Origin of the sequence: Phytoactinopolyspora halophila (assembly GCF_003287285.1) — a bacterium.
Taxonomy (GTDB): Bacteria; Actinomycetota; Actinomycetes; order Jiangellales; family Jiangellaceae; genus Phytoactinopolyspora_A; species Phytoactinopolyspora_A halophila.
This window is the reverse complement of the sequence record NZ_QMIG01000001.1, coordinates 529,546-552,434: the sequence shown is the minus strand read 5'-3', so window position 1 is coordinate 552,434 and position 22,889 is coordinate 529,546. Positions and strand designations below refer to the sequence as shown.

The following is a 22,889-nucleotide window of genomic DNA, read 5'->3' as shown; positions in this document are numbered from 1 at the left end:
CGGGGTCATGCCGGCTGTTCGGCGTTGTCGGTGGCTTCGGGGACGCCGGAGACGCGTGCGCAGTGAGCACAGCAGTACACGAACCCGCGGGCCTGGATGCCGTGACCGATGACCCGGCAGGCGCAGTGGGCACACTGGGGCGCGCAGCGGTGAATGGCGCATTCGAAACTGTCGAAGGTGAATTCCCGCCCGTCAGCGGCCCTCAGTGTGAAGGCTTGATCGTAATCGTTGCCACATACGTCGCAGACACTCATGTCGACCTCCGATATAGCTGTGTTGCGTGGTTCGCTGGCGATATTCGTCCTGATACCCACGTCCGCCGTCTCTACGCGCGGTTTGCTCGCTGCCACGGCGGGTAACGGCACGACGATGGCTAACCAGGAGCGCGTCCCCCGTGTACTGATTCTCGGAGCCGGCTATGCGGGCCTGTATGCGGCTTGCCGGTTGCAGTCGAAGCTACGGTCCGATGAGGCATCGGTGACCGTGGTCGACCCGCGGCCGTACATGACGTACCAGTCCCTCTTGCCGGAGGCGGGTGCGGGAACCGTGGAACCGCGGCATGTCGTCGCTCCGTTGCGCGCCTTGCTCCCGAAATGCCAGGTCCTCAGTGGCCATGTCATCGACATCGACCCGGAGGGTCGCTCGGTGACGGTTCGCATGCCGGACGAGAACATCGAGCACCTGGGATACGATCTCCTCGTTCTCAGCGTGGGCTCGGTGAGCAAGGTTTTCCCGGTACCGGGGCTGGCCGATCAGGCCGTGGGTTTCAGCACGCTGGAAGAGGCTGTCTATCTGCGCAATCACGTGCTCTCCCGGCTGGATCAGGCGGCGAGCACGCTGGATCCGGAGCGCCGCGCGAAGTTTCTCACCTTCATGTTCGTCGGTGGCGGGTTCGCCGGGATCGAGGCTCTGGGGGAGATCGAGGATATGGCCCGGTTCGCGGTTCGCCGCTACTATCCGGCGATCGATCCCTCGGAGATGCGGTGGGTGCTGGTCGAAGCCGCCGACCGGATCATGCCGGAAGTGAGCAGGTCGCTCGCCGATTACGCCGTCGAGGTGCTCCGCCAGCGGGGCATCGACATCCGGATGGAGACGATGGTCGACAGCCTGGAAGACGGCCATGTAGCCCTGTCGGATGGCACGGAGTTCGACGCGGGCACGGTCGTGTGGACGACGGGCGTCGAACCCGAGCCCGTCGTGTCCACGTCGGTGCTGCCACAGGACTCTCTCGGCCGCGTTGCCTGCCTGCCGTCCTTGCAGGTCGAGGGATGGCCGGCGATATTCGCCGCCGGCGACTGCGCGGCCATACCCGATCCGGCCGGCGACGAGCCGGACGCGACATGTCCTCCGACGGCCCAACATGCCGTGCGCCAGGGAAAGCTGGTGGCGGACAACATTCGTGCCGTGCTTCGGGGCAAGCGGATCCGCCGATTCACGTATCGCAGCCCGGGGTCGGTCGCGACCCTCGGCCTCCACCAGGGCGTCGCCGAAGTCTACGGCTGGCGGCTCAAGGGCTGGCCGGCGTGGGCACTGCACCGCGCCTATCACCTCTCCCAGTTGCCCACCGCGAACCGCAAGGCGCGGGTCCTGGCGGATTGGTTGCTCGATGCCGGCTTCCCCCGGCAGGCCGTGGCTTTGGGAGAACTGCACGCTCCCCGTCGTGAGTTCGTCGAGCAGGCTCGCCGCTAGGCGGTTGACTCGTTCCAGCGCAGCAGTGCTGCGACCCCGTCGGCAGAGAGCGAACGAGGCGCCATGACGGCGTCGGCGCCGGTCATCGCGGCCGCACACAAGACGGCGAGATCGGCGCGCAGCTCGTCCTCGTCCCGTGCGCTGCCGGGTAGCGGCAGCCCGGGGTAATCTCCGGGTGCGAGTTGGCGGCTCGCCGCGCGTGTCGGGGCGAGCAAGAGCGTGCCGACCTGCCCTCGAATGAGCGCCGCCGCTACGTCGTCGAGACCGATCGCGGCCGCGCCGGCGCGGCCGGCTTCTTCTTCGAGTTCGCGGATGATCCGCAGATGGTCGGTGAGAACGACGTCCTGTACGGCTTCATCGATCGCGTCGTCGAGTGACTCGCGGGAATCACCGGGATGTCGTCCGCCGGCCTGAATCTCCACGAGTAGCTCACGGGTGCTCTCGGACAACGCGTCGTGAATCTCCTTCTGCGCGCGTACGTCACCGGTGATGACGATAAGCCGTACGCCAGCGGCCACCCGCTTCTCGATTTCGGGTGCGACATGTTCGGCGTTCCGGCGCCACCGAAGCTCCGAACGCCGCAGGTATCGCTTGTGCGACCACCCACCTACCTGGACCTTGTTGATGTGCTCGGTGCCGCCTTCGACGGTTTCTTGCTCGTCTACGCGGTCCGGCCAGGTCTCGTGAAGTTCGAGATCGGCTCCTTCCCGGTCGGCCAGGACGACCAGGACCGGGCGCATCATGGCGCGATCGGTGAGCCAGGAGGTGACATCCGGTAGCTGGCCCCAGGTCAGCACCTCATCGCTGCGTGGACGCCGTACGATGTCGTCGACCAGGATGTCGTCCTCCGCCGCAACGATCATTCGGGCGACGTTGCCGCCGTGGGCAGGAGCGGAGAGGACGCGGTGGCCCACGGCGTCGAGGAGGTCTGACGGTGCCCCTCGGGCATGCAACTGCTCTCGTGCCGAGCGCCACCGGACGTCGAGTTGATGGTCGGCGTCGGTCTCGTTACGACTGACGTCAAGGTAGACGCTCAAGAACGGGCCGGACCGGGTGCACAGCTCGGCTACAGTGTGAATATCTACCATGTTGTTCCTGGTCATGGCGTCACTGTTACCCCTCGGGTCGATTTGATACACAGGGCGGCGAGTAGTTCTGTGTAAAGACTTTGGAGCAGGGGTTTATCTTTTCGTTACATAGGCGCACGATGGGTATCAAGGGGGGCACGCACAACCGCATTGCTTACGGAATGCGGAGACGCCACGCGTGTCTGACTGGGAGGTAGACGTGAATTCCCCAGAGGCTGTTGAATTCGCCGAGATGGCCCGTGATCTGACGGGCGAAGCCGGCGTCAACGAGACGTTGTCCAAGGTGATCGAGTACGCCAAGGAATTCACCGGTTCCGAGGATGGTGGGGTGGCGCTCCTCGGGGCCGAACGCAAGCTCGAAGCGGCGCGATCATCGGATGAACGCGCCGGACGAGCGGACACCTTGCAGGATGCACTGCGTGAGGGGCCAGTGGTGAACGCGGCCCGGACGCACAAGACATACCTCGTTCGCGATATTGCCAGTGATGGTCGCTGGCCGCGGTGGGGGCCGCTCGTCGTCGATCTCGGTTTGCACAGCGTGGTCAGTACGTGCCTCTACACCGAACGGCACACCATCGGCACGCTCAACGTCTACTCCTCCGAGCCGGGCGCGCTCAGCGAGGAAGACGCGGAGAACATTCAGGTTTTCGCTAGCCACGCCGCCGTAGCGATCGAGTCGGCCCAGGAGGGCGACGGCCTGCGCCGGGCGATCGAGACGCGAAACGTTATCGGTCAGGCGCAAGGCTTGCTCATGGAGAGATACGGGCTGGACGCGCGCCGCGCGTTCGACGTCCTGCGCCGCTACTCGCAGGAGACCAACACCAAGCTGCGTACCGTGGCGGAGCGGTTGGTGTACGAACGCAGGCTTCCGGACGGCGAGTGAGCCAATAGATATGCCGGCGCACCGTGGTGCGCCGGCATATCTGCGTGCCTTCCTTGTACGTTCAGCGGCACGGCACCTGCTGCCGGGGTACCCGGGGCCGTTGAGCGTGCGGCTGCGACGGGTGGGAATGCTGATTACGAGTCCGGGACAGCCCGGGCGAGGACGGTTCCATGCTGCCCATCTCGGTGCGCAGCCGGTCGAGGATGCGGCCGAGCAGCCGTGATACCTGCATCTGCGTGACGCCGAGCTCCTGGGCGATCTCTTGCTGCGTCCAGCCACAGAAGAAACGAAGGAACAGGATCCGCTGATCTCTGTGGGGAAGCTCGCGGCACAGCGGGCCGAGCGCGGTGGTCGCTTCCGAACGGGAGAAGTTGCCGTCACTCTCTCCAAGGAGATCCGATAGGGGAGCGCCTTCCTCATTCCGCGTTGGCGTGTCGATGGACACCGGTGTGTAGCAGCTTCGGCAGCCGAGCGCCTCGTTCACGCTGTCGACGTCTTCGCCCAGATGGTCGGCGAGTTCGTGCGGGGTCGGCGTGCGCCCGAGCGTCTGGGAAAGCTCCGAGGTGGCCGCCGTGGTCTGCCGGTGCAGATCCTGGATGCGACGCGGCGGGCGTATCGTCCACCCCTGGTCGCGGAAGAAGCGCTTGATCTCCCCGGTGATCGTTGGCATGGCGAACGAGATGAAGTCGACACCCTTGTCCGGGTCGTATCGACGCACGGCATTGACCAGGCCGACGTAGGCGACCTGCAGGATGTCCGCGTATTCTTCGGAGCGGCCCGTGTACTTCCGGGCGACCGATTCCGCTAGCCCGGTGTTCAGCAGGATGACTTCGTCTTGAAGTCGTTGACTTTCCGCAGGCTCGGCTGCCGCAGCATCACGGAGGAGCCGGCGGGTGAGCTCGGCACGCTCTCCATCGGGCCGGCGAGTGGATTTCCTGGCGACGTCTCGATGTGCAGGCACAACCAACACCTACTCAGATCTTCGTGAGTGGGAGTGGCTGTCTGCTCAACCACGTCGTGATACTACCGAAACACGTCCGAGACCACCTGTCAACAGGCTGGCGAGGCTATTGCGGGATGAGCGGCAGTGTGTCAATGGGACACGCCGTGTCTCACGAACCGTTATATCCCGCCCGGCGGAAGGCATCGGCGATGGCACCGCGAGGAGCGCCCGTCCCCTCTGCTGGCCCGGAGCGGCCGGGTTTGTCCTTCCGACCGGGTGCCCGGGACTGTTGCTTGCCAGATGCGCTGGCGGTGACGTCGTCGTCGAGCCGGAGAGTCAGCGAGATCCGATGACGTTCGGTGTCGACGTCGAGAACCTTGACGGTGACGACATCGCCGGGCTTGACGACGTCGCGCGGATTCTCGACGAACTCGTGTGACATGGCCGAGATGTGCACCAGGCCGTCCTGGTGTACGCCGATGTCGACGAACGCGCCGAACGCGGCCACGTTGGTGACGACCCCTTCCAGGCGCATGCCTCGTTTGACATCCGCGATCGTTTCCACCCCTTCGGCGAACGACGCCGTGGTGAAGGACGGCCGCGGGTCCCGGCCGGGCTTCTCGAGCTCGGCCAGGACGTCGGTCACCGTGGGCAGGCCGAAGGAGTCGTCGGCGAAGTCAGCGGGCTTCAACCGACGCAGGGCGTTTCCGTCGCCCAGGATGGATTTCACGTCGCCACCGGCAGCTCGTGCGATCTTGCGGGCCAGCGGGTACGACTCGGGATGCACGCTCGACGCGTCGAGGGGCTCGTCGCCACCGCTGATCCGGAGGAAACCAGCGCTCTGCTCGAATGCCTTGGGACCCAGGCGGGGGACGTCCCGTAGCTGGTCACGCGAGCGGAACGGGCCGTGACTCTCGCGATGCGTGACGATATTCGTGGCCAGGCCGGTGCCGATGCCCGAGACACGGGCGAGCAGTGGCGTGGAGGCCGTGTTGAGGTCGACGCCGACGGCATTCACGCAATCTTCGACAACGGCGTCGAGCGACCGGGAGAGGGCGACCTCGGAGAGATCGTGCTGGTATTGGCCGACGCCGATGGATTTGGGATCGATCTTGACCAGCTCCGCGAGTGGATCTTGCAGTCGCCGGGCGATGGAGACCGCGCCACGCAGCGAGACGTCGAGATCAGGCAATTCACGTGTCGCGAACGACGAAGCAGAGTACACCGATGCGCCGGCCTCGGAGACCACGAGTTTGGACAGGCGGCGATCGTTACAGCGCTTGATCAGCTCGATGGCGAGCCGGTCTGTCTCCCGCGACGCGGTTCCGTTGCCGATAGCGATGAGCTCCACGGCGTGGTCGCGGACCAGCTTCTCCAGAGCGTCGAGTGCATCGTTCCACCGCGCCTGGGGTTTGTGCGGGTAGATGGTCGCCGTAGTGGCGACTTTCCCCGTGCCGTCGACCACGGCGACCTTCACACCGGTCCGGTAGGCGGGGTCGAGGCCGAGAGTTGGCCGCGGCCCGGCGGGAGCGGCCAGGAGAAGGTCGCGGAGGTTGCCGGCGAAGACCCGGATCGCTTCCTCCTCGGCCGCCTGCCGGGCACGAGTCCGCAGATCGAAGCCGAGATTGACGAGAATGCGGGTGCGCCACGCCCAGCGGACCGTGTCAGCAAGCCATCGGTCCGCGGGACGGCCGCGGTCTTCGATGCCGAACCGGCTGGCGATGGTGGTCTCGTAGTCGGTGGGACCGCTCGGCGGTTCCTCGTCAGCGCGGAAGGGATCCACGGTGACGTCGAGGATCTCTTCCTTCTCGCCGCGTAGCAGCGCGAGCACGCGGTGCGAGCGGGCTGTGGCCAGCGGTTCGGAGAAGTCGAAGTAGTCGGCGTACTTGGTGTGGTCCGCTTTGGCTTGCTCGGCGCCCTCGCGGAGCTGCGAGACGAGACGCCCGCGGGACCACATCCGCTCCCGCAGCTCGCCGATGAGATCGGCATCCTCGGCGAAGCGCTCCACCAGGATCGATCGGGCACCGTTGAGTGCGGCCGACGTATCGGGAACGGTGTCGTTGATGAACGAGGCGGCTGCGGTGTCGGGATCGTGATCCGGATCGCCAAGCAGCATGTCGGCCAGCGGTTCCAGGCCCGCTTCGCGGGCGATCTGAGCCTTGGTGCGGCGCTTGGGCTTGTAGGGAAGGTAGATGTCCTCGAGACGGGCCTTGGTCTCGGCTCCCATGATCTGCGCGTGCAGCTCGTCGGTGAGCTTGCCCTGCTCGCGGATCGACTCGAGGATGGTGTCCCGCCGCTCGTCGAGTTCCCGGAGGTAGCGCAGGCGCTCCTCGAGTGCCCGCAGCTGGGCGTCGTCGAGCGTGCCGGTCGCCTCCTTGCGATACCGGGCGATGAACGGCACGGTTGCGCCACTGTCGAGAAGGGCCACCGCGGCGCGGACCTGGTGCTCGTCGATGCCCAGTTCCGTGGCGATCGTCTGATACACCCACGGGCGCGTCGTGACCCCGGCGTCGTCGTTGGCCGTGGCCTGCGTGGAAGTGGAAGTCGTCACGTCTCCAACCGATCTTTCGTTCCGGACTCGCCGGCCCATTGTGCATGGTTCGATACCTGGGCCGGCGCCTGGCCCGCGCGGCGCGCTTCGGAGTGAGAAGTCTCCGGAGTTCGGGGTATACCGTTCCGTGTCCCCCGGGCGGGAGTGCTAGCTTTGACCCGTTTGCGGACGCGGGACGGCTCCCGTCCCAGTTGTCATCACAGGAGGGCGGCCGGGTGCAAGGCACACCGCAGCACGTCATCGTCATGGGCGTTTCGGGCGTGGGTAAAACCACGGTCGCGAAGCGGCTCGCGCAGCGGCTGGCGTGGCCGTATGCGGAAGGAGACGATTTCCACCCGGAGGAGAACGTCGAGAAGATGGCGAACGGCACGCCGTTGACCGACGACGATCGGTGGCCGTGGCTACGGTTGATCAACGAATGGTTGTCGGCCCAGGCAGGAGACGGGTGGAATACGATCGTGGCGTGCTCGGCGCTTCGCCGTGCCTACCGTGACGTCTTGCGGGAAGCGGATGGCCGCGTGCATTTCGCCTATCTGTCCGGCCAGCAGGAACTCGTCGATGAGCGGATTGGCCTGCGCGACGCGCACTTCATGCCGCCGTCGTTGTTGTCCTCGCAATACGAGGCCCTCGAACCACTCGAGCCAGACGAGGACGGCATCGAGGTTGACGCGGCCAGGGCACCCGACGAGATCGCCGGTGACGTGATCGAAGGATTGCAGCTGAGCCGCTGACCACGTGCCGCTGGTCACGTGGTCGATCGGTCGGCGACCCATTCGAGGCGGGAGGAGCGCAGAGTATGGCAGACGAGCAGCTGGCGGACGTGGCCGTCACGGGACTGGGCACTATGGGCGGCAACCTCGCCCGCAATCTGGCGCGCAACGGATACCGTGTCGCGGCGCACAACCGCAGCCGGCACCGTACGGACGAGCTGATCGGCGAGTTCGGGCACGAAGGTGACTTCGTGCCGGTGAGCGATCTGGCCGAGCTGGCCGGAACATTGCGGCGGCCGCGTCGCGTGATCCTCATGGTGCCGGCCGGGGCTCCCACGGATGCGGTGATCGACAAGCTGCGCGGCGTGCTCGAGTCCGGCGACATCGTCGTCGATGCCGGCAACGCGCACTTCGAAGACACGCGGCGGCGCGAGGCGACGTTACGCGAGGACGGCATTCACTTCGTGGGGACCGGGGTCTCCGGCGGAGAGGAGGGTGCGCTGCACGGCCCGAGCATCATGCCCGGTGGCTCCGCGGAGGCCTACGCCGCACTCGAGCCGATGCTGACCAGCATCGCGGCCGAGGTCGACGGGACGCCGTGCTGCACCCACGTCGGCCCGGACGGCGCGGGCCACTTCGTCAAGATGCTGCACAACGGCATCGAATACGCCGACATGCAGCTGATCGCGGAGTCGTACGACCTGTTGCGCCGCGGGCTGGGGATGGAACCGGCCGAGATCGCCGAGGTGTTCGCCACCTGGAACAGCGGGGATCTCGAGTCGTTCCTCGTCGAGATCACGGCGGATGTGCTGGGTCATACCGACCACGCCACGGGTGAGCCGTTCATCGACGTCGTGCTTGATCAGGCCGGGCAGAAAGGCACGGGGCGGTGGACCGTGATCTCCGCCCTCGAACTGGGAGTGCCGGTGAGCGGTATGGCCGAGGCCGTGTTCGCCCGGGGACTGTCTGGCGACGTGGATCGCCGCAGCGCGGCTCGGGGCGTACTACGAGGCCCCTCGGAAACGCCGGCGGTGGGCGATCGCCAGTGGTTCGTGGACGACGTGCGGGACGCCCTCTACGCGTCCAAACTGGTCGCATACGCACAGGGCTTCGACGTCATCCGGGAAGCCAGCGACGAGTACGGCTGGGGAGTCGATCTCGGTCAGATGGCCACGATCTGGCGAGGTGGCTGCATCATCCGGGCCCGTTTCCTCGATCGGATCCGCGAAGCCTACGATCGCGATCCGGGTCTTTCCTCGCTACTCGTGGACAGCTACTTCCGCGATGCGGTGATCGCCGGACAGGCGGGATGGCGCCGGGTGGTGGCGACCGCTGCCCAACTCGGCATCCCGGTACCCGGTTTCAGCAGTGCGCTCGCGTATTACGACGGCCTGCGTTCGGAGCGCCTGCCTGCCGCGCTCATCCAGGGTCAGCGCGACCTGTTCGGCGCGCACACCTACCAGCGGGTGGACCGTCCAGGTACGTTTCACGTCGACTGGGCCGGTGACCGCGCCGAGGAAGAGCGCTAGATCTGGGCAGCTACGAGATGGGCGTGGCGCGTAGGATGAGCGGCCCGTGAAACGTCGGCGGCAGGAGGACGGCCAGGTGTCCGGGCGGGGCGAGCACTACTTCTCCGCGCGGCCGCGGGCCGCCAGCCGCACGTCGACGGTGCGTCTCGAGCTCACCGATCTCGACATCCAGCTTCAGACGGACTCCGGGATCTTCTCGCACGGCAGGCTCGATCCCGGCACGAAAATCCTGCTCGAACGGGCACCCTTGCCCCGGGTACGGGGGGACATCCTCGATCTCGGATGCGGCTACGGGCCGATCGCCCTCGCCCTGGCGTCCCGGCGCAAACGAGCCCGGGTGTGGGCGGTCGACGTCAACGAGCGCGCCGTGGTCCTGACTCGTCAGAATGCCGAGGCGCTCGGCAGGGGAAACGTGTTTTCCCGCATGCCCGATGAGGTTCCGGGCGACGTGCGTTTCGCCGCGATTTACTCGAACCCTCCGATCCGCATCGGCAAGAAGGCGTTGCACGAACTGTTGCTGAGCTGGCTGGCCCGGCTGCTTCCCGGTGGCTCGGCCGTGCTCGTGGTGCACAAGCATCTCGGCTCCGACTCGCTGGCCCGCTGGTTGGACGGCCAGGGCTTCCCGACCACGCGTCTGCTTTCGGAACGGGGCTATCGTCTACTGGAGGTCCGGCCGGCGGATGAGGGACCGGCTACCTAGTGCATGTTCAGAAAGGTGGCGACGGGCCGGCAGGCCGCGTCGCGCCCGTGATTCGAGGAGTGCTCGCTGGTGGCGCAGTTACGAGGTACCGACCTGAAGCGCCTGCATCGCTCGTGGAAGCGGCGCAGCACGCTGCGGCTCGGATTGCTGCTGGAAGGGGTGCAGTCGCCGTTCAACGTCGGCGCGATCGTGCGCACGGCTGCGGCGTTCGGCGTGGCGGACTTCTACCTGGTCGGGCGTACCGCGTCGCCGGGAGATGCCAAGGCGCAGAAGCTGGCGATGGGTACCGACCGGTATTTGCGCACGCAGTCCTTCACCGACGCCGCGGCAGCGATCGAACGGGCGCGGGATGACGGATATCACACCGTGGCACTCGAGCTGACCGACGACGCGCGTCCGTTGCACGATCTGGAACTCGATGGGGACGTGTGTGTCGCCGTCGGCGCCGAAGACCACGGACTGTCCGCGCGGTGCCTCCGGGCATGCGACGACGTAGGCTACATTCCTCAAGTAGGCCGGATCGGTTCGCTCAACGTGGCCGCGGCTGCCGCCGTCGTCTGCTATGAAGTGCGCCGGCAAGATTGGACGTCTCCGGGCGTGTCGTAACCCGGCAATCCCGGACTTTTCATAGTGCAATGGTGATCATGGCTCCCACGCGTGTGCTGCACGACGCGGGCAGGCTGCTGCTCCGGGCAGCCCTGGCCGTGGTGTTCGTGGCGCACGGCTGGCAGAAGGTCTACGACTGGACCATCGAGGGCACCACCGAGCGATTCGTCGATATGGAGATCCCGTTCCCCGAGGTGTCGGCGCCGACCGTCGCGGTGCTCGAGCTGGTCGGAGGGGGCCTGCTCGGCCTGGGCGTGCTCACCCGTCTGGTTGCCGTGGCACTGGGGTCCAGCATGATCGGTGCGCTCGTTCTCGTGCACGCCGAGAACGGCCCGTTCGTCGAAGACGGAGGGTGGGAACTTGTCCTGGTGCTGGCGGCCGGATGCATGACCATCGCCTTGGTTGGACCGGGTCGGGTGCGCATGGACCGCGTGCTCGTGCGCTGGTTCGAAAAGGAGGATGACGAGCTCGCGGAGCCACCACCCAGGGGCCGGAAATGACGTTGTAGCGTGACGTCGGCTACATCTATCTGGCATTCGGGCCACGTTTGCGCGCCAACGCGCATACGATCGAATCGTCATGAGTGAGCCAGATGCCACACTTGAGGGCCGAAACGATGCGGGTCCTCGATATCGCGCTAACCAGCCTCAGAAGAAGGGCTGGCGACGGCTGTTCACCTGGAAAGCCCTTGCCCTGTACGTCCTGGGATTCTTCCTGCTCGTAGCCGGTGCGGTGGCCGTGGCGTTCGCCACCATCGATGTTCCCGAGCCCAACGACTTCTCCACGTCGGAGACGAGCATCGTCTATTACGACGACGGCGAGACCGAGCTCGGCCGGCTCGGTGCCGAGAACCGGGAGATCGTCAACTCCGAGCAGATTCCGGACACCCTCAAGCAGGCGGTCATCGCCGCGGAGGATCGCTCCTTCTACGACAACCCCGGTTTCTCGGTGACCGGTATCGCGCGTGCCGCCTGGGACCAGGTACGAGGAACGGCGAGCGCGGGTGGTGGATCGACCATCACCCAGCAGTACGTCAAGAACTACTACCTCACGCAGGAGCAGACGCTGAGCCGCAAGCTCCAGGAGTTCGTCATCGCGGTGAAGATCGATCAGAGCATCGATAAGGACCAGATCCTCACCGACTACCTCAACACGATCTGGTTCGGCCGCGGAACGTATGGCGTCCAGACCGCGTCACAAGCGTATTTCGGCGTCGAAGTCGAAGAGCTCGATCTCGCGCAGAGCGCGGCGCTGGCGGCGATCTTGCGGTCTCCCGCGAGCTACGATCCGACCCAGGGTGAGGAGAACGAGGCACGGTTCGAGGAGCGCTTCCGCTACGTTCTGAACGGCATGGTGACGACCGGAGCGATCGATCGGTCGACTGCCGAGAACACCGAGCCGCCGGAGGTCCGGCCCGAGGAGCGGGAGAATCGATTCGGCGGAACCGACGGCTACTTGCTGTTGATGGTGCGTGATGAGCTGCGCGAGCGGGGCTTCGACGATTCCGAGATCGAGGCGGGCGGGCTCCGCGTCACAACATCGTTCAACGAGCAAGCGCAAGAAGCCGCGGTGCGCGCCGTCTCCGAGGAGCGCCCCACCGAGAACGCCGAGCGCGTGCACGTGGGATTGAGCGCCGTTCGTCCCGGCGACGGCGGGATCGTCGCACTGTACGGCGGGGAAGATGCCGTGGAGCAGGGCTTCAACAACGCCGTCGACGCCCGGGTCCAGCCCGGTTCGATCATCAAGCCCTTCACCCTTGCTGCTGCGCTGGAGAACGGCCATTCGCTGTACAGCCGGTTCGCGGGGAACTCGCCCTACGCGCGGGAAGGTCTCGGATCTCCGGTGGAAAACCAGGGAAATCGCTCGTGGGGAGCCTCAGTCGACCTGTTGCAGGCCACCGAGCGGTCGGTCAACACCGCGTTCGTCGACCTCGTGTACTCGCTCAGCCCGCAGACCGTCATCGATGCGCTCGCGCGGGCGGGCATCCCCGAGGATGCGCCGGGGCTCGAACCGAACGCGCGCGTAACCCTTGGCATCGCCTCGCTCACCTCGCTGGAGATGAGCGAGGCTTACGCGACGCTTGCGGCCCAAGGTGTGCACACCGATACGTACACCGTCTCCGAGGTACGTAACTCGGCTGGTGACACCCTCTACGAACGCGAGATCGTGCCGGAGCAGGCTTTCGAACCGGACGTGACGGCCGACGTCACGTACGCGCTGAGGCAGGTCGTCGAGAGCTGGCGAGGTACCGGTCAGGTGGCCCGCAGTCTGGAACGGCCGGTCGCGGGCAAGACCGGTACTCACGAGGAGCTGACGTCGTGGTTCGCCGGCTATACACCACAGCTGGCCACATCGGTGACGTACTTCCGTGGAGATGGTTCCGAGGCGGGAACCGAGTCGCTCAACGGCGTCGGCGGGATGGACAATTTCGCCGGTGGCGCCTATCCGGCGCGAACGTGGACGGCCTTCATGCGTGCGGCGCTGGAGGGAGAGCCGGCCGAAGAGTTCCCCGAGCGCGCCAACGTCAACATGTACTCCCCCGCGCAGCCACCGTCGAACGGGGGTGGCTCTGGTGACGGCGGCGGCGACGGCTCTGGCGGCGATGAGTCGGGCCAGGACGAGTCCGGTGATGAGAACGGTGGTGATGAGTCGGGCCAGGACGAGTCCGGTCAGGATGAGTCCGGTCAGGATGAGTCCGGCAACGATGAGAACGGCGGGGACGAGTCCGGTGACGAGAACGGTGGCGATGAGTCGGGCCAGGACGAGTCCGGTGATGAGAACGGTGGTGATGAGTCGGGCCAGGACGAGTCGGGCCAGGATGAGTCCGGTCAGGATGAGTCCGGCAACGATGAGAACGGTGGCGATGAGTCCGGCAACGAGAACGGCGGGGGCGAGTCCGGCAACGAGAACGGCGGGGACGACGGCACGGAGTGGGGCGATGACGGCTCCGGGGATAACGGCGAAGGCAACGACACGGGCGCCGAAACGTCGACCACGGTGAACCGGCGGGTAGCCGCTGCGGTGCGAACGTCAGTCTGACCGGCTGGATTCGTTGATGACTCGTAAGACCGTCTCGACGTCGTCCACGACGATTGGCTCGCCGCCGTGCGGCTGGCCGAGCTGCCTCTCGTAGGCGTCCAGGCGGTTCCAGTCGTCCCAGCTGATACGCGACGAGCTGCGCGCGTCCAAGTGTTCCTCGAGCCGTTCCGGCGTTCCGTCGGGCGCCGGTAGCCGAGCAAGATCCTCGAAGATCGACGCGGCGACCTCACCGGCGTCCGGACGGTTGGTTCCGATGACGCCACTCGGGCCTCGTCTGAGCCAGCCCGAAACATAGACCCCGGATATTACGTCGTCGTCGCCGTCATGACCGATCACCCGACCGTTCGCTGAGGGCACGGTCCCGGTGGCATCGTCGAACGGGAGCCCCGGGATCGGCGAACCGCGATATCCGATGGCACGAACCAGCATCTGGGCGGGAATCTCCATCGATTCGGTCGCGGCACCGGTCCCGGGCTGCGAACGGGTCGGTTCGATCAGCACGCCGCGCATGGCGGTCTCGCCGAGGAGCCGCACCGGCCGGCGCCAGAAGTGGAAATGTATTCGCCGGGGTGCGCCCGTCGGTTCCCGCTCGGCCCATTCGTTCATGACCTTGACGGTCGTCTTCGCCTGTCGCCGCTGATCGACCTCTGCCTGGTCGTCGTCGCTGAGTACCAGGTCCTCCGGGTGGACGATTATGTCGACACCGTCGAGTTTGCCGATCTCGCGCAGCTCGGGCGAGGTGAACTTGGCCTGTGCCGGGCCGCGCCGAGCGACGATGTGGACATCGGTGAGCGCGCTCTTCTGGAATGTCTCGACCGCCGCGCGAGGCATGCTCGTGGCGATCAGGCTCGCCGGATCGCGGGCCAGGAGCCGAGCGACGTCCAGTGCGACGTTCCCTGCGCCGATAACGACGGCAGTCTCGAGATCCTCCGGGAAAGTGATCTTCGGCGCCTCGGGATGCCCGGTGTACCAGGCGACCAGTTCCGACGCTCCGATGGACCCGGGAAGCTCCTCACCCGGAATGCCCAGGCTGCGATCACCGCGCATGCCGGTCGCAAAGACGACGACGTCGTAGTTGTCACGTAGCTGATCGAGCGACACGTCCCGGCCGATCGCGACGTTTCCGAAATAGTGCGCCTCGGTGTAATCGAACCCGGCCGCGAGTACCTTCGAGATCGCACGCGTCTTCGGATGATCGGGTGCGACGCCGTACCGCACGAGGCCGAATGGTGCGGGCACTGCCTCGAAGACGTCGACCCTGCGGAACACGTCGGCTTCGAGGAGGTTGGCCAGCAGGTATAGACCGGCTGGACCCGCGCCGACGATGGCGGCGGTTCTCCGGCCGTCACCGTTCTGCGGCTCGTGGATCACCGTGCCGGTCTCGCTGGTCGCCTGTGGCTCCATCTCCTTCATCCAACCAGATGCATCCGGGTGATCCATAATGGCGGCGACGACCTCGCTACCGGCGACGTCGAACATGGTGGATGACGCCGGATTTCACCTGATCAATGGGATGCGCGGGGATCGTTCGCGATGTTTACCCGGCAGTCACCATTCCGTCTCCGCAATGTCCAGGGATGCATTCCACCTGTTCATGACTCGTTCACCGTCGACGGGGAACGTCGTCACTTCGGACATCTAGTTTCGAAGTCGACATAGAAGACGGTCCACATTCGGAAGGACATCCGACGTGAAGATCAGCACTGCTCGCCGGCGGCTGGCGCCGTTCGCGGTCGCCAGCGCCGCGGCGCTCCTCCTCGTTGCCTGTGGCAGCGACGACAATGACGACAACGGGGACGACACCAGTACGTCTAGTGACGACTCGAACAGCGATGACTCCGGCGACGGGGCTGAGAACGCATCCGACGAAGGTGAAGAGCTCTCGGGGAACATCGAAATCGACGGCTCGAGCACGGTGGCGCCGCTCTCCGAAGCGGCAGCCGAGCTCTTCATGCAGCAGCACCCGGATGTGCAGGTCTCGGTCGGCACGTCGGGAACGGGTGGCGGCTTCGAACTGTTCTGCAACGGTGAGACGGACGGTTCGGATGCCTCGCGGGAGATCTCGGAAGAGGAGATCGCCCAGTGCGAGGAGAACGGCATCTCGTTCGAGGGGATTCAGGTCGCGAACGACGCCATGGCCGTCGTCGTGCACCCGGACAACCCCGTGCAGTGCCTGACGACCGACCAGCTCAACCAGATCTGGGGCCCGGATTCGACGCTGAGCAACTGGAACGAGATCGACGGCCTGGAAGAAGACTTCGACGAGTCGCTCGATCTCTACGGTCCGGGTACGGACTCCGGGACGTTCGACTACTTCACCGAGGCGATCAACGGCGAGGCAGGTGCCCAGCGCACCGACTACAACAACATCGGTGAGGACGACAACAGCGGGATCCTCGGTGTCGAGGGTTCGGTTGGCGGCATGTTCTACGTCGGGTACTCCTACTACGTGGAGAACCAGGATCGCGTCCGGGCACTGGAGATCGACGGTGGCGAAGGCTGCACGGCCCCGTCGCCGGAGACGGTCGAGAGCTACGTGCCCCTGACGCGTCCGCTCTTCGTCTACATGTCCGACGTCGCGCTCGAACGGCCCGAGGTGCAGGCCTTTGCCGACTTCTACGTGAACCAGGAGAACGAGACCATTGCCGAGCAGGCCGGCTTCATCGGCATGACCGAGGAGCAGGCTGCCGCGGCATCCGAGAAGGTCGACAGCCTGATCGGTAACTGACGAGGTCGTCCGGCACAGGCCGGCGATTCGAGGGAAGTCCTTCATGGCAAGTAGGGAAACCGTGGTCTCCGGGACCGGCGCTGACCCCGTGCGCCGGTCCCTGGAGGCCACCGGTCCGCGTTATGGCGAGAAGGTGATCAAAGCCCTGCTCGCCCTGTGCGGTGTGCTGTCCGTACTGATCACGACCGCCATCGTGCTGTCCCTGCTGACCCCTACGCTGGAGTTCTTCCGCGAGGTCTCGCTGACAGAATTCCTCTTCGGTACGGAGTGGGCGCCGTCGTTCGCCGACGCCCACTTCGGAGTGTTGCCGATCGTGGTCGGGACGCTCAACGTCGTCTTCTGGGCGATGGTGGTCGCCGTTCCCGTCGGGCTGGGCTCGGCGATATATCTGGCCGAGTACGCCCCGCCTCGCGTGCGCAAGGTCGTCAAGCCGATGCTTGAGGTGCTGGAGGGCATACCGACAGTCACCATCGGCCTGTTCACGCTGCTCTTCCTGATCCCACTGGCGGCCGATGTCTTCCCGTTCCTGGACTGGAGCACCTTCTCCATCGGGGTCGCCGGCATCGCGGTGGGCCTGCTGACCGTGCCGCTGGTGGCCTCGGTCGCAGACGACGCTTTGCGGGCCGTTCCCGGTGGCCTACGCGATGGTGCCTACGCGCTGGGTGCCGGGAAGCTGCGAGTCTCCCTGCGGGTGATCCTCCCGGCAGCGATCTCGGGTATCGTGGCCGGATTCGTCCTCGCGATCTCGCGAGCCATCGGGGAGACCATGGTGGTGCTGATGGCGGCGGGCAACCGGCCACAGCTGAGCATCGATCCCACCGAATCGGTGCAGACCATGACGGGTCACATCGGTTCGGCCGCTACCGGCGACCTTTCCACGGGGACGATCGACTACTACACGGTGTTCTCCGTGGCGGCGCTGTTGTTCGTGATGACCCTGCTCATGAACGTGCTCGCGATGCGCCTGGTCCGGCGATTCCGTGAGGTGTACGAGTAGATGAGTGTCAATCAGGACGAGCATCGCCTGGCCGGGCGGGCCAGGATCGCCGTCGCCGGGGCGCGAGCTGCCACCGGCGACGTCTTCGGCCGGTCGTCGCGCCGCGAGCGGCTCGGCAACGTCGTGTTTCCGGCCCTGCTGTTACTGGCGCTGAGCGTGGCGCTCGCCGGGCTCTTGGCGATCATCGTGTGGGCCGTCGTCGAGGGCGGCTCGCGCGCGAACGTCGATCTGATCACGAACGGGACGTCGCGGCTGGACGCGGCTAGTGCGGGCTACCGGGAGGCCATTCTGGGCTCGCTCTACGTGATCGGCGGTGTGATCTTGCTGATCGTGCCGCTCGGCGTCGGGGCGGCGATCTACCTTGAGGAGTACGCCGACAAGACGCGGTGGTGGAACCGCCTGATCGAGCTCAACATCCAGAACCTCGCGGGGGTGCCGTCGATCGTCTTCGGCATCCTCGGGCTGGCGTTCGTGGTCCGCGGCCCGCTGAGTCTGGGCTTCGTCGCAGCAGCGGGTGCGATCACGGTGGCGATGCTCGTCTTGCCGACCGTCATCATCGCGGCGCGGGAGGCGATCCGGGCGGTGCCCCCGTCGATCCGGGAAGGATCGCTGGCATTGGGAGCCACCCAGTGGCAGACCATCCGCCGGCAGGTGCTGCCGGCCGCGTTCTCCGGCATCTTGACCGGCACCATCCTGGCGGTTGCCCGCGCCTTCGGGGAGGCAGCGCCCCTATTGCTGGTCGGCGCGACGACGTTCGTCACGTTCGATCCGAGCTTGTTCGAGAACAGGTTCACGACGCTGCCGGTACAGATATTCAACTACTCGAAACAGCCACAGGAGGAGTTCCAGGTCCTCGCCGCGGGCGGTGCCCTGGTGATGATCACCCTGCTCGTCGTCGTCAATTCGTTCGCGATCGGGCTGCGGAACAAGTTCGAGCGGAGATGGTAGGTGGCCGTGACATGATGGAGAAGACGATCGACGTGATGCGGCAGGCGAAGCGGAACACCGCAATCGATGCGGATGACCATGGGTTGTCGTTGCCGACCGGTGAATTCGCCCAACCCGAGTATCACGAGCAGCGGGAACGGGCATTCGAGCTGCGGAACGTATCGGTGCATTACGGTGATACGCCGGCTGTCAAAGATGTGACGATGGACATCTTCCGTAACAACATCACCGCCTTGATCGGGCCGTCCGGATGTGGGAAGAGCACGCTGTTGCGATGCATGAACCGGATGAACGATCTCATCCCGAGCGCAACGGTCGAGGGGACGCTGCGCTATCACGGGGAGGACATCTACGGTCCGAAGGTCGATCCGGTGCAGGTGCGCAAGATCATCGGGATGGTGTTCCAGAAGCCGAACCCCTTCCCGAAGTCCATCTACGACAACGTCGCCTTCGGGCCACGGACCCTCGGCATGAAGGGGAACGAGCGTGAGATCGTCAAAGACGCGCTCGTCCGAGCTGGTCTGTGGGACGAGGTGAAAGATCGTCTCGACGACAACGCCTACGGCATGTCCGGTGGTCAGCAGCAGCGCCTGTGTATCGCCCGGTGCATCGCGGTCGAACCCGACGTGATCTTGATGGACGAGCCCTGCTCCGCGCTCGATCCGATCTCGACTGCGCGGATCGAAGATCTCATGCTGGAGCTGAAAGAGCGCTACTCGATTGTCATCGTCACGCACAACATGCAGCAGGCCGCTCGGGTTTCGGACATGACCGGGTTCCTGATGGTCCAGCTCACGGAGGACGAGAAGAGCCGGTGGGGGGAACTGGTCGAGTACGACGAAACCGCCAAGATCTTCACCAACCCGGCGGACGCTCGGACCGAGGATTACATCGCCGGCAAGGTCGGCTAACCCCATTTCCGAATGATCATGTTTGGTACGTTTCCTCGGGCCGTGACACGTCTGTAGACGTAGTACGGCCCGAGGAAACGTGTTGGGGCCAGCATTCTCATGGATTGAACCGGCCGTAGCACCCGGCATGTGGTACCGGGAGTGTGCGCGGGCCGCATCGTCGTCGATGTCTCAACCGCCGTCAGGAGAACCGCCGTCAAGGGCTACCGGACGTGATTATCATCCGTGCTGCAGGAGCGAGATAGCTGCGGGAGCGACGTAAAGCGCGGCTCAGTTGGAGGAGGACTCGTGACGACGCGGCTACGGCTATACCAAGCCACGCCGTAACAGGTGTTCTCAGGCCGTGACACGTCTACAGACGTGGTACGGCCCGAGGAAACGTACCAAACATGATCATTCGGAAATGTTAGGTGCGGCTGCCGCGGGCGCGGTGCCGCACCCGGCGCTCCCAGCGGTCCATCTCCGAGCGCAGCGGGGTGGCCATGAACTCACCGAGCGTGACCCCTGCGGCCAGTGCCAATCCGACACCGAGCGCGCTGAACAGCATCGTGACGCCGGGCACGAAGTCGTTGGCGTCGACCATGCTGAACATCGCTTGGTAGATCAGCAGGCCGGGAAGGAGCGGCGTGATGCCGCAGACCGAGATGGCCAGCGCAGGCGTGCCGAGCCGTTCGGCGGCGCTGCCGGCGACGAGGCCGACCACCAGGGCCGCCAGGAATGACGAGCCGACCGGCCCGAGCCCGAGTTTGCCGACGAGCAGGAACGATCCCGCCGAGAGCACGCCGACGCCGGCGGCCACGGCGACCGTCCGGGGGCGGCTGTATGACGCGAGCCCCCACGCTCCGGCGATCACACCACCGGCGACGAGCTGCACCGCGAACGGGGTGGCCAGCATGGAGTGGTCGGTGACGTGGAGCGGGATCCCCATGCGCCCACCGAGATCGAGGACGAAACCGACGCCGACGACGATGCCGATGGTATAGAGGAGCACCTCGTAGGAACGTGCCGCCGCCGTGAGCGGGAAACCGGAGATCGCGTCCTCGGCGGCACCGACGAGGGAGAGGCCCGCCAGGAGGACGACGATACCGGCCGCGACCACGAGCGACGGCGTGACGAATTCGAAGGACCACCCGAACTGATCTCGTCCCCAGTTGAGGAACAGCGCCACACCAGTCGCGATGCCTGCCCCGATGGCCTGCTGGAACATGTATGGCAAGCCCTTGTTACGCAGCCAGCGCAGCGTGCGGTCGACGAGCATCGTGGTGACCGCGGCGATCAACGCGACGAGCCACGATCCGTTCAGCAGGATGGCCACGCCCGCAGCCATGCCGCCCAGCGCCAGGGTCACCACCCAGCGACGGTAGGGATGCGGCTTGGCGACGATCTTGTCGAGCCGCCGGTGCGCTTGCGAGAGGTCGATCTGGCCCTTGTGCGCGGAGTCGACGAGCTCGAAGAGATCGGACAGGCGGCTGTAGTCGGCCGTGCGCATGTTGATGACGCGCACCTTGGTGATCGGGTCGTCGTCGCGGTCGATGGATGCCGTGATCGACGTGAACGTGATGTCGATCTGGCACGAGGTCACGCCGAAGCCAGCGGCCATGCGCAGCAATGCTGCGGTCGTGTCGGCGACGGGCGTGCCTGTGGTGATCATGGCTTCGCCGGCACGAAGGACGAGATCGAGTACGGAGCGCTCGACTTCGGCCGTCAGCCCGCTCTGGGTGCGCGGTACCGCGAACGGGACGGAGGGGGGTGAGGTATCCACGACCGCGCGTCGAGCGCGGTCACGTAGCGGCCGACCGTTCCGGTCGACCGGTTTGCGGCTACTGCCCATGGGGTGGCGGGCGCGGCCGGACTCGGGCGGGGTCACTTCTTCCACATCTGATAACAGTATGCGCCCGAGGCCAGGGAATTCATGGAATTTTTCACCAACGTGCGGTGTCGAGATGGTGGCCTCGCTCACAGCGTTCCCACAGCGTCGTGAGTATGGCTTGACACCGACGCGTCATGCACGTCATCGGAGCGTAATGCGGCCTTTCTAGCGTCGTCGCCATGATGCGTACTCTCGCCGAGGAACGGCCGGCCGTCGCGCGGCGGCGGGGGCGGCGCTGGATCGAGCACTGGGAACCCGAGGACGACGAATTCTGGGAACGGGCGGGCAGGCGGATCGCGCGCCGGAATTTGCTCGTGTCGATTCTCGTCGAGCACCTCGGGTTCTCGGTGTGGCTGCTGTGGAGCATCTGCGCGACGCTACTCGTGGTCCATCACGACGTGGGTTTCACCTCGGCTCAGCTCTTCTTCTTGGTGGCCGTCCCGAACGCCGTCGGTTCAGTGCTCCGAGTTCCGTACACGTTCGCGGTGCCGAAGTTCGGTGGCCGCAACTTCACGGTGATCAGCGCCTTGCTCTTGTTGATTCCGGCGCTGTTGCTAGTGGCTGCCGTCAGCAATCCGGCGACACCGTACTGGGCATATCTGCTCATCGCGGCCACGGCAGGCGTCGGGGGCGGCAATTTCGCGTCCAGCATGACCAACATCAGCTTCTTCTATCCGGACCGTACAAAGGGTCTGGCGCTGGGCCTGAACGCGGCTGGTGGCAACCTGGGCGCCAGCACCGTCCAGCTCGGCGTGCCGGCGATCGTCGGTGCTGGCGGCTTGTTCGGCCTGGTCGGTGCGAGTGCGGGTGGGGTGGATCTCGCCCGGGCGGGTTACGCGTGGGCGGCGCTCGCGATCGTCGGTGCGTTGTGCGCGTGGCGGTTCATGGACAACCTCTCGGTCTCGCTCGCGCCGCTCCGCCAGCAGATCAAGGTGGTGCGGCGCAAGCACACCTGGATCGTGTCCTGGCTCTACATCGGTACCTTCGGATCGTTCATCGGCTACTCTGCCGCGTTCCCGTTGCTGATCAGCTTGCAGTTTCCCGACGTGAACATCGCGAGCTTCGCCTTCCTCGGTGCGCTGATCGGTTCTGCTGCGCGCCCGTTTGGTGGGTGGCTGTCGGACAGGCTGGGCGGCGCGCGGGTGACGTTCTGGAGCTTCATCGCGATGACGGCCGGGACTGTCGTGGTGATCGCGGCGGTAAACGCGGCCTCGTGGCCCCTGTTTCTCGGTTCCTTCCTGTTCTTGTTCGTGATCACGGGGCTCGGTAACGGCTCGACGTTCCGGATGATTCCGATGATCTTTCAGCGACAGGCGTTGCTCGAGATGGCGGGTGCTGGTGGCATGGACATCGAGGCGGCGCGGGCGCGCGGGCGTACCGAGGCTGCCGCCGTCATCGGGCTGACATCTGCGCTCGGCGCGCTCGGCGGTTTCGGCGTGGTCGCCACGTTCGGCGTCCTCGAGTTGCTCAACGACGGCGCGGTTCCGGCCGGTGCCATCGCCACGGCCTTCATGCTCTTCCTGGCCTTCTACGTCTCGTGCATCGCGATGACGTGGTGGCACTACACCCGGGACACCTTCATGATCCAGCGTGCGCCGAACCTATCCACGGCTGGCATCTGACATTCATCTCACAACGGATCGTGATCATCGTGCAGCTCATTTATCGCGCTGGCAACACGGCCGACGTTCGTGGGA

19 protein-coding genes are annotated in these 22,889 nt (G+C 65.7%); 13 read left to right on the top strand and 6 right to left on the bottom strand.

Annotated elements, in window-relative coordinates; genetic code table 11:
* Nucleotides 1–5 precede the first annotated feature (5 nt).
* The gene (locus tag DPM12_RS24215) at nt 6–254 is read right to left on the bottom strand and encodes a hypothetical protein (protein ID WP_112256626.1); all 249 of its coding nucleotides are present in this window, start codon (nt 252–254) and stop codon (nt 6–8) included.
* Here DPM12_RS24215 and DPM12_RS02425 point away from each other — a divergent pair.
* A complete protein-coding gene (locus DPM12_RS02425) occupies nt 253–1,689 on the top strand; it encodes an NAD(P)/FAD-dependent oxidoreductase (protein ID WP_211658250.1) in 1,437 nt (478 codons plus the stop codon). The genes DPM12_RS24215 and DPM12_RS02425 overlap by 2 nt on opposite strands.
* Here the strand turns inward: DPM12_RS02425 and DPM12_RS02420 are convergent.
* Nucleotides 1,686–2,792 (bottom strand): baeRF2 domain-containing protein, encoded by a 1,107-nt coding sequence (locus tag DPM12_RS02420; protein WP_112256625.1) that lies wholly within the window; start codon nt 2,790–2,792, stop codon nt 1,686–1,688. The genes DPM12_RS02425 and DPM12_RS02420 overlap by 4 nt on opposite strands.
* Nucleotides 2,793–2,976: 184 nt before the next feature.
* Between DPM12_RS02420 and DPM12_RS02415 the strand changes: the two genes are divergently transcribed.
* Nucleotides 2,977–3,660: a GAF and ANTAR domain-containing protein gene (locus DPM12_RS02415; RefSeq protein WP_123788339.1), complete on the top strand. Its 684-nt coding sequence runs from the start codon at nt 2,977–2,979 to the stop codon at nt 3,658–3,660.
* Nucleotides 3,661–3,721: 61 nt separating this feature from the next.
* Here DPM12_RS02415 and DPM12_RS02410 read toward each other — a convergent pair whose 3' ends face one another.
* A complete protein-coding gene (locus DPM12_RS02410) occupies nt 3,722–4,621 on the bottom strand; it encodes a SigB/SigF/SigG family RNA polymerase sigma factor (RefSeq protein WP_158542682.1) in 900 nt (299 codons plus the stop codon).
* A gap of 151 nt (nt 4,622–4,772) precedes the next feature.
* The gene (locus tag DPM12_RS02405) at nt 4,773–7,088 is read right to left on the bottom strand and encodes a Tex family protein (RefSeq protein ID WP_245951187.1); all 2,316 of its coding nucleotides are present in this window, start codon (nt 7,086–7,088) and stop codon (nt 4,773–4,775) included.
* Nucleotides 7,089–7,399: 311 nt separating this feature from the next.
* Between DPM12_RS02405 and DPM12_RS02400 the strand changes: the two genes are divergently transcribed.
* The 6 genes from DPM12_RS02400 to DPM12_RS23025 all read left to right on the top strand — a co-directional run bounded on the left by DPM12_RS02400 (nt 7,400) and on the right by DPM12_RS23025 (nt 13,738).
* Nucleotides 7,400–7,885, top strand: a complete 486-nt coding sequence (locus DPM12_RS02400) for a gluconokinase (RefSeq protein ID WP_112256715.1) — start codon at nt 7,400–7,402, stop codon at nt 7,883–7,885.
* Between the two features lie 65 nt (nt 7,886–7,950).
* Nucleotides 7,951–9,393 (top strand): NADP-dependent phosphogluconate dehydrogenase, encoded by a 1,443-nt coding sequence (gene gndA, locus DPM12_RS02395; protein ID WP_112256621.1) that lies wholly within the window; start codon nt 7,951–7,953, stop codon nt 9,391–9,393.
* Between the two features lie 46 nt (nt 9,394–9,439).
* On the top strand, nt 9,440–10,093 hold the full coding sequence (locus DPM12_RS02390) for a class I SAM-dependent methyltransferase (protein WP_211658248.1): 654 nt from the start codon (nt 9,440–9,442) through the stop codon (nt 10,091–10,093).
* Nucleotides 10,094–10,162: 69 nt separating this feature from the next.
* Nucleotides 10,163–10,699: a TrmH family RNA methyltransferase gene (locus tag DPM12_RS02385; RefSeq protein ID WP_112256620.1), complete on the top strand. Its 537-nt coding sequence runs from the start codon at nt 10,163–10,165 to the stop codon at nt 10,697–10,699.
* A 38-nt stretch (nt 10,700–10,737) separates the two neighbouring features.
* The gene (locus DPM12_RS02380) at nt 10,738–11,199 is read left to right on the top strand and encodes a DoxX family protein (RefSeq protein ID WP_112256713.1); all 462 of its coding nucleotides are present in this window, start codon (nt 10,738–10,740) and stop codon (nt 11,197–11,199) included.
* 79 nt (nt 11,200–11,278) lie between these two features.
* Nucleotides 11,279–13,738 carry a transglycosylase domain-containing protein gene (locus tag DPM12_RS23025; protein WP_112256619.1) on the top strand — a complete coding sequence of 820 codons (2,460 nt, stop codon included), beginning with the start codon at nt 11,279–11,281 and terminating at the stop codon, nt 13,736–13,738.
* Here DPM12_RS23025 and DPM12_RS02370 read toward each other — a convergent pair.
* Complete coding sequence (locus DPM12_RS02370; protein ID WP_112256618.1) at nt 13,730–15,217, bottom strand: FAD-dependent oxidoreductase; 1,488 nt, start codon at nt 15,215–15,217, stop codon at nt 13,730–13,732. The genes DPM12_RS23025 and DPM12_RS02370 overlap by 9 nt on opposite strands.
* Before the next feature lie 211 nt (nt 15,218–15,428).
* Between DPM12_RS02370 and DPM12_RS02365 the strand changes: the two genes are divergently transcribed.
* The 4 genes from DPM12_RS02365 to pstB are packed head-to-tail and all read left to right on the top strand — an operon-like array spanning nt 15,429 to nt 19,322.
* Complete coding sequence (locus DPM12_RS02365) at nt 15,429–16,466, top strand: PstS family phosphate ABC transporter substrate-binding protein (RefSeq protein ID WP_112256617.1); 1,038 nt, start codon at nt 15,429–15,431, stop codon at nt 16,464–16,466.
* Nucleotides 16,467–16,509: 43 nt separating this feature from the next.
* Nucleotides 16,510–17,463: a phosphate ABC transporter permease subunit PstC gene (gene pstC / locus DPM12_RS02360; protein ID WP_112256616.1), complete on the top strand. Its 954-nt coding sequence runs from the start codon at nt 16,510–16,512 to the stop codon at nt 17,461–17,463.
* Nucleotides 17,464–18,411, top strand: a complete 948-nt coding sequence (gene pstA / locus DPM12_RS02355) for a phosphate ABC transporter permease PstA (protein ID WP_112256615.1) — start codon at nt 17,464–17,466, stop codon at nt 18,409–18,411.
* Nucleotides 18,412–18,446: 35 nt separating this feature from the next.
* Entirely contained in the window at nt 18,447–19,322 is an 876-nt protein-coding gene (gene pstB / locus DPM12_RS02350; protein ID WP_112256712.1) for a phosphate ABC transporter ATP-binding protein PstB, read from the top strand.
* Nucleotides 19,323–19,728: 406 nt separating this feature from the next.
* Here pstB and DPM12_RS02345 read toward each other — a convergent pair whose 3' ends face one another.
* Nucleotides 19,729–21,198, bottom strand: coding sequence for a threonine/serine exporter family protein (locus tag DPM12_RS02345; protein ID WP_211658246.1), 1,470 nt, complete (start codon nt 21,196–21,198; stop codon nt 19,729–19,731).
* 173 nt (nt 21,199–21,371) lie between these two features.
* On the opposite strand from DPM12_RS02345, the gene DPM12_RS02340 reads away from it, so the two are divergent.
* Nucleotides 21,372–22,814 (top strand): MFS transporter, encoded by a 1,443-nt coding sequence (locus tag DPM12_RS02340; RefSeq protein WP_245951176.1) that lies wholly within the window; start codon nt 21,372–21,374, stop codon nt 22,812–22,814.
* Nucleotides 22,815–22,889: the final 75 nt, after the last annotated feature.

Bases quoted from the DNA above. Each gene is read 5' to 3' on its own strand.
- DPM12_RS24215 (WP_112256626.1), bottom strand. From the start codon at position 254: ATGAGTGTCTGCGACGTATGTGGCAACGATTACGATCAAGCCTTCACA.
- pstA (WP_112256615.1), top strand. From the start codon at position 17,464: ATGAGTGTCAATCAGGACGAGCATCGCCTGGCCGGGCGGGCCAGGATC.
- gndA (WP_112256621.1), top strand. From the start codon at position 7,951: ATGGCAGACGAGCAGCTGGCGGACGTGGCCGTCACGGGACTGGGCACT.
- DPM12_RS02400 (WP_112256715.1), top strand. From the start codon at position 7,400: ATGGGCGTTTCGGGCGTGGGTAAAACCACGGTCGCGAAGCGGCTCGCG.
- pstC (WP_112256616.1), top strand. From the start codon at position 16,510: ATGGCAAGTAGGGAAACCGTGGTCTCCGGGACCGGCGCTGACCCCGTG.
- DPM12_RS02340 (WP_245951176.1), top strand. From the start codon at position 21,372: ATGATGCGTACTCTCGCCGAGGAACGGCCGGCCGTCGCGCGGCGGCGG.
- DPM12_RS02425 (WP_211658250.1), top strand. From the start codon at position 253: ATGTCGACCTCCGATATAGCTGTGTTGCGTGGTTCGCTGGCGATATTC.
- pstB (WP_112256712.1), top strand. From the start codon at position 18,447: ATGCGGCAGGCGAAGCGGAACACCGCAATCGATGCGGATGACCATGGG.
- DPM12_RS02420 (WP_112256625.1), bottom strand. From the start codon at position 2,792: ATGACCAGGAACAACATGGTAGATATTCACACTGTAGCCGAGCTGTGC.
- DPM12_RS02380 (WP_112256713.1), top strand. From the start codon at position 10,738: ATGGCTCCCACGCGTGTGCTGCACGACGCGGGCAGGCTGCTGCTCCGG.
- DPM12_RS23025 (WP_112256619.1), top strand. From the start codon at position 11,279: ATGAGTGAGCCAGATGCCACACTTGAGGGCCGAAACGATGCGGGTCCT.
- DPM12_RS02370 (WP_112256618.1), bottom strand. From the start codon at position 15,217: ATGTTCGACGTCGCCGGTAGCGAGGTCGTCGCCGCCATTATGGATCAC.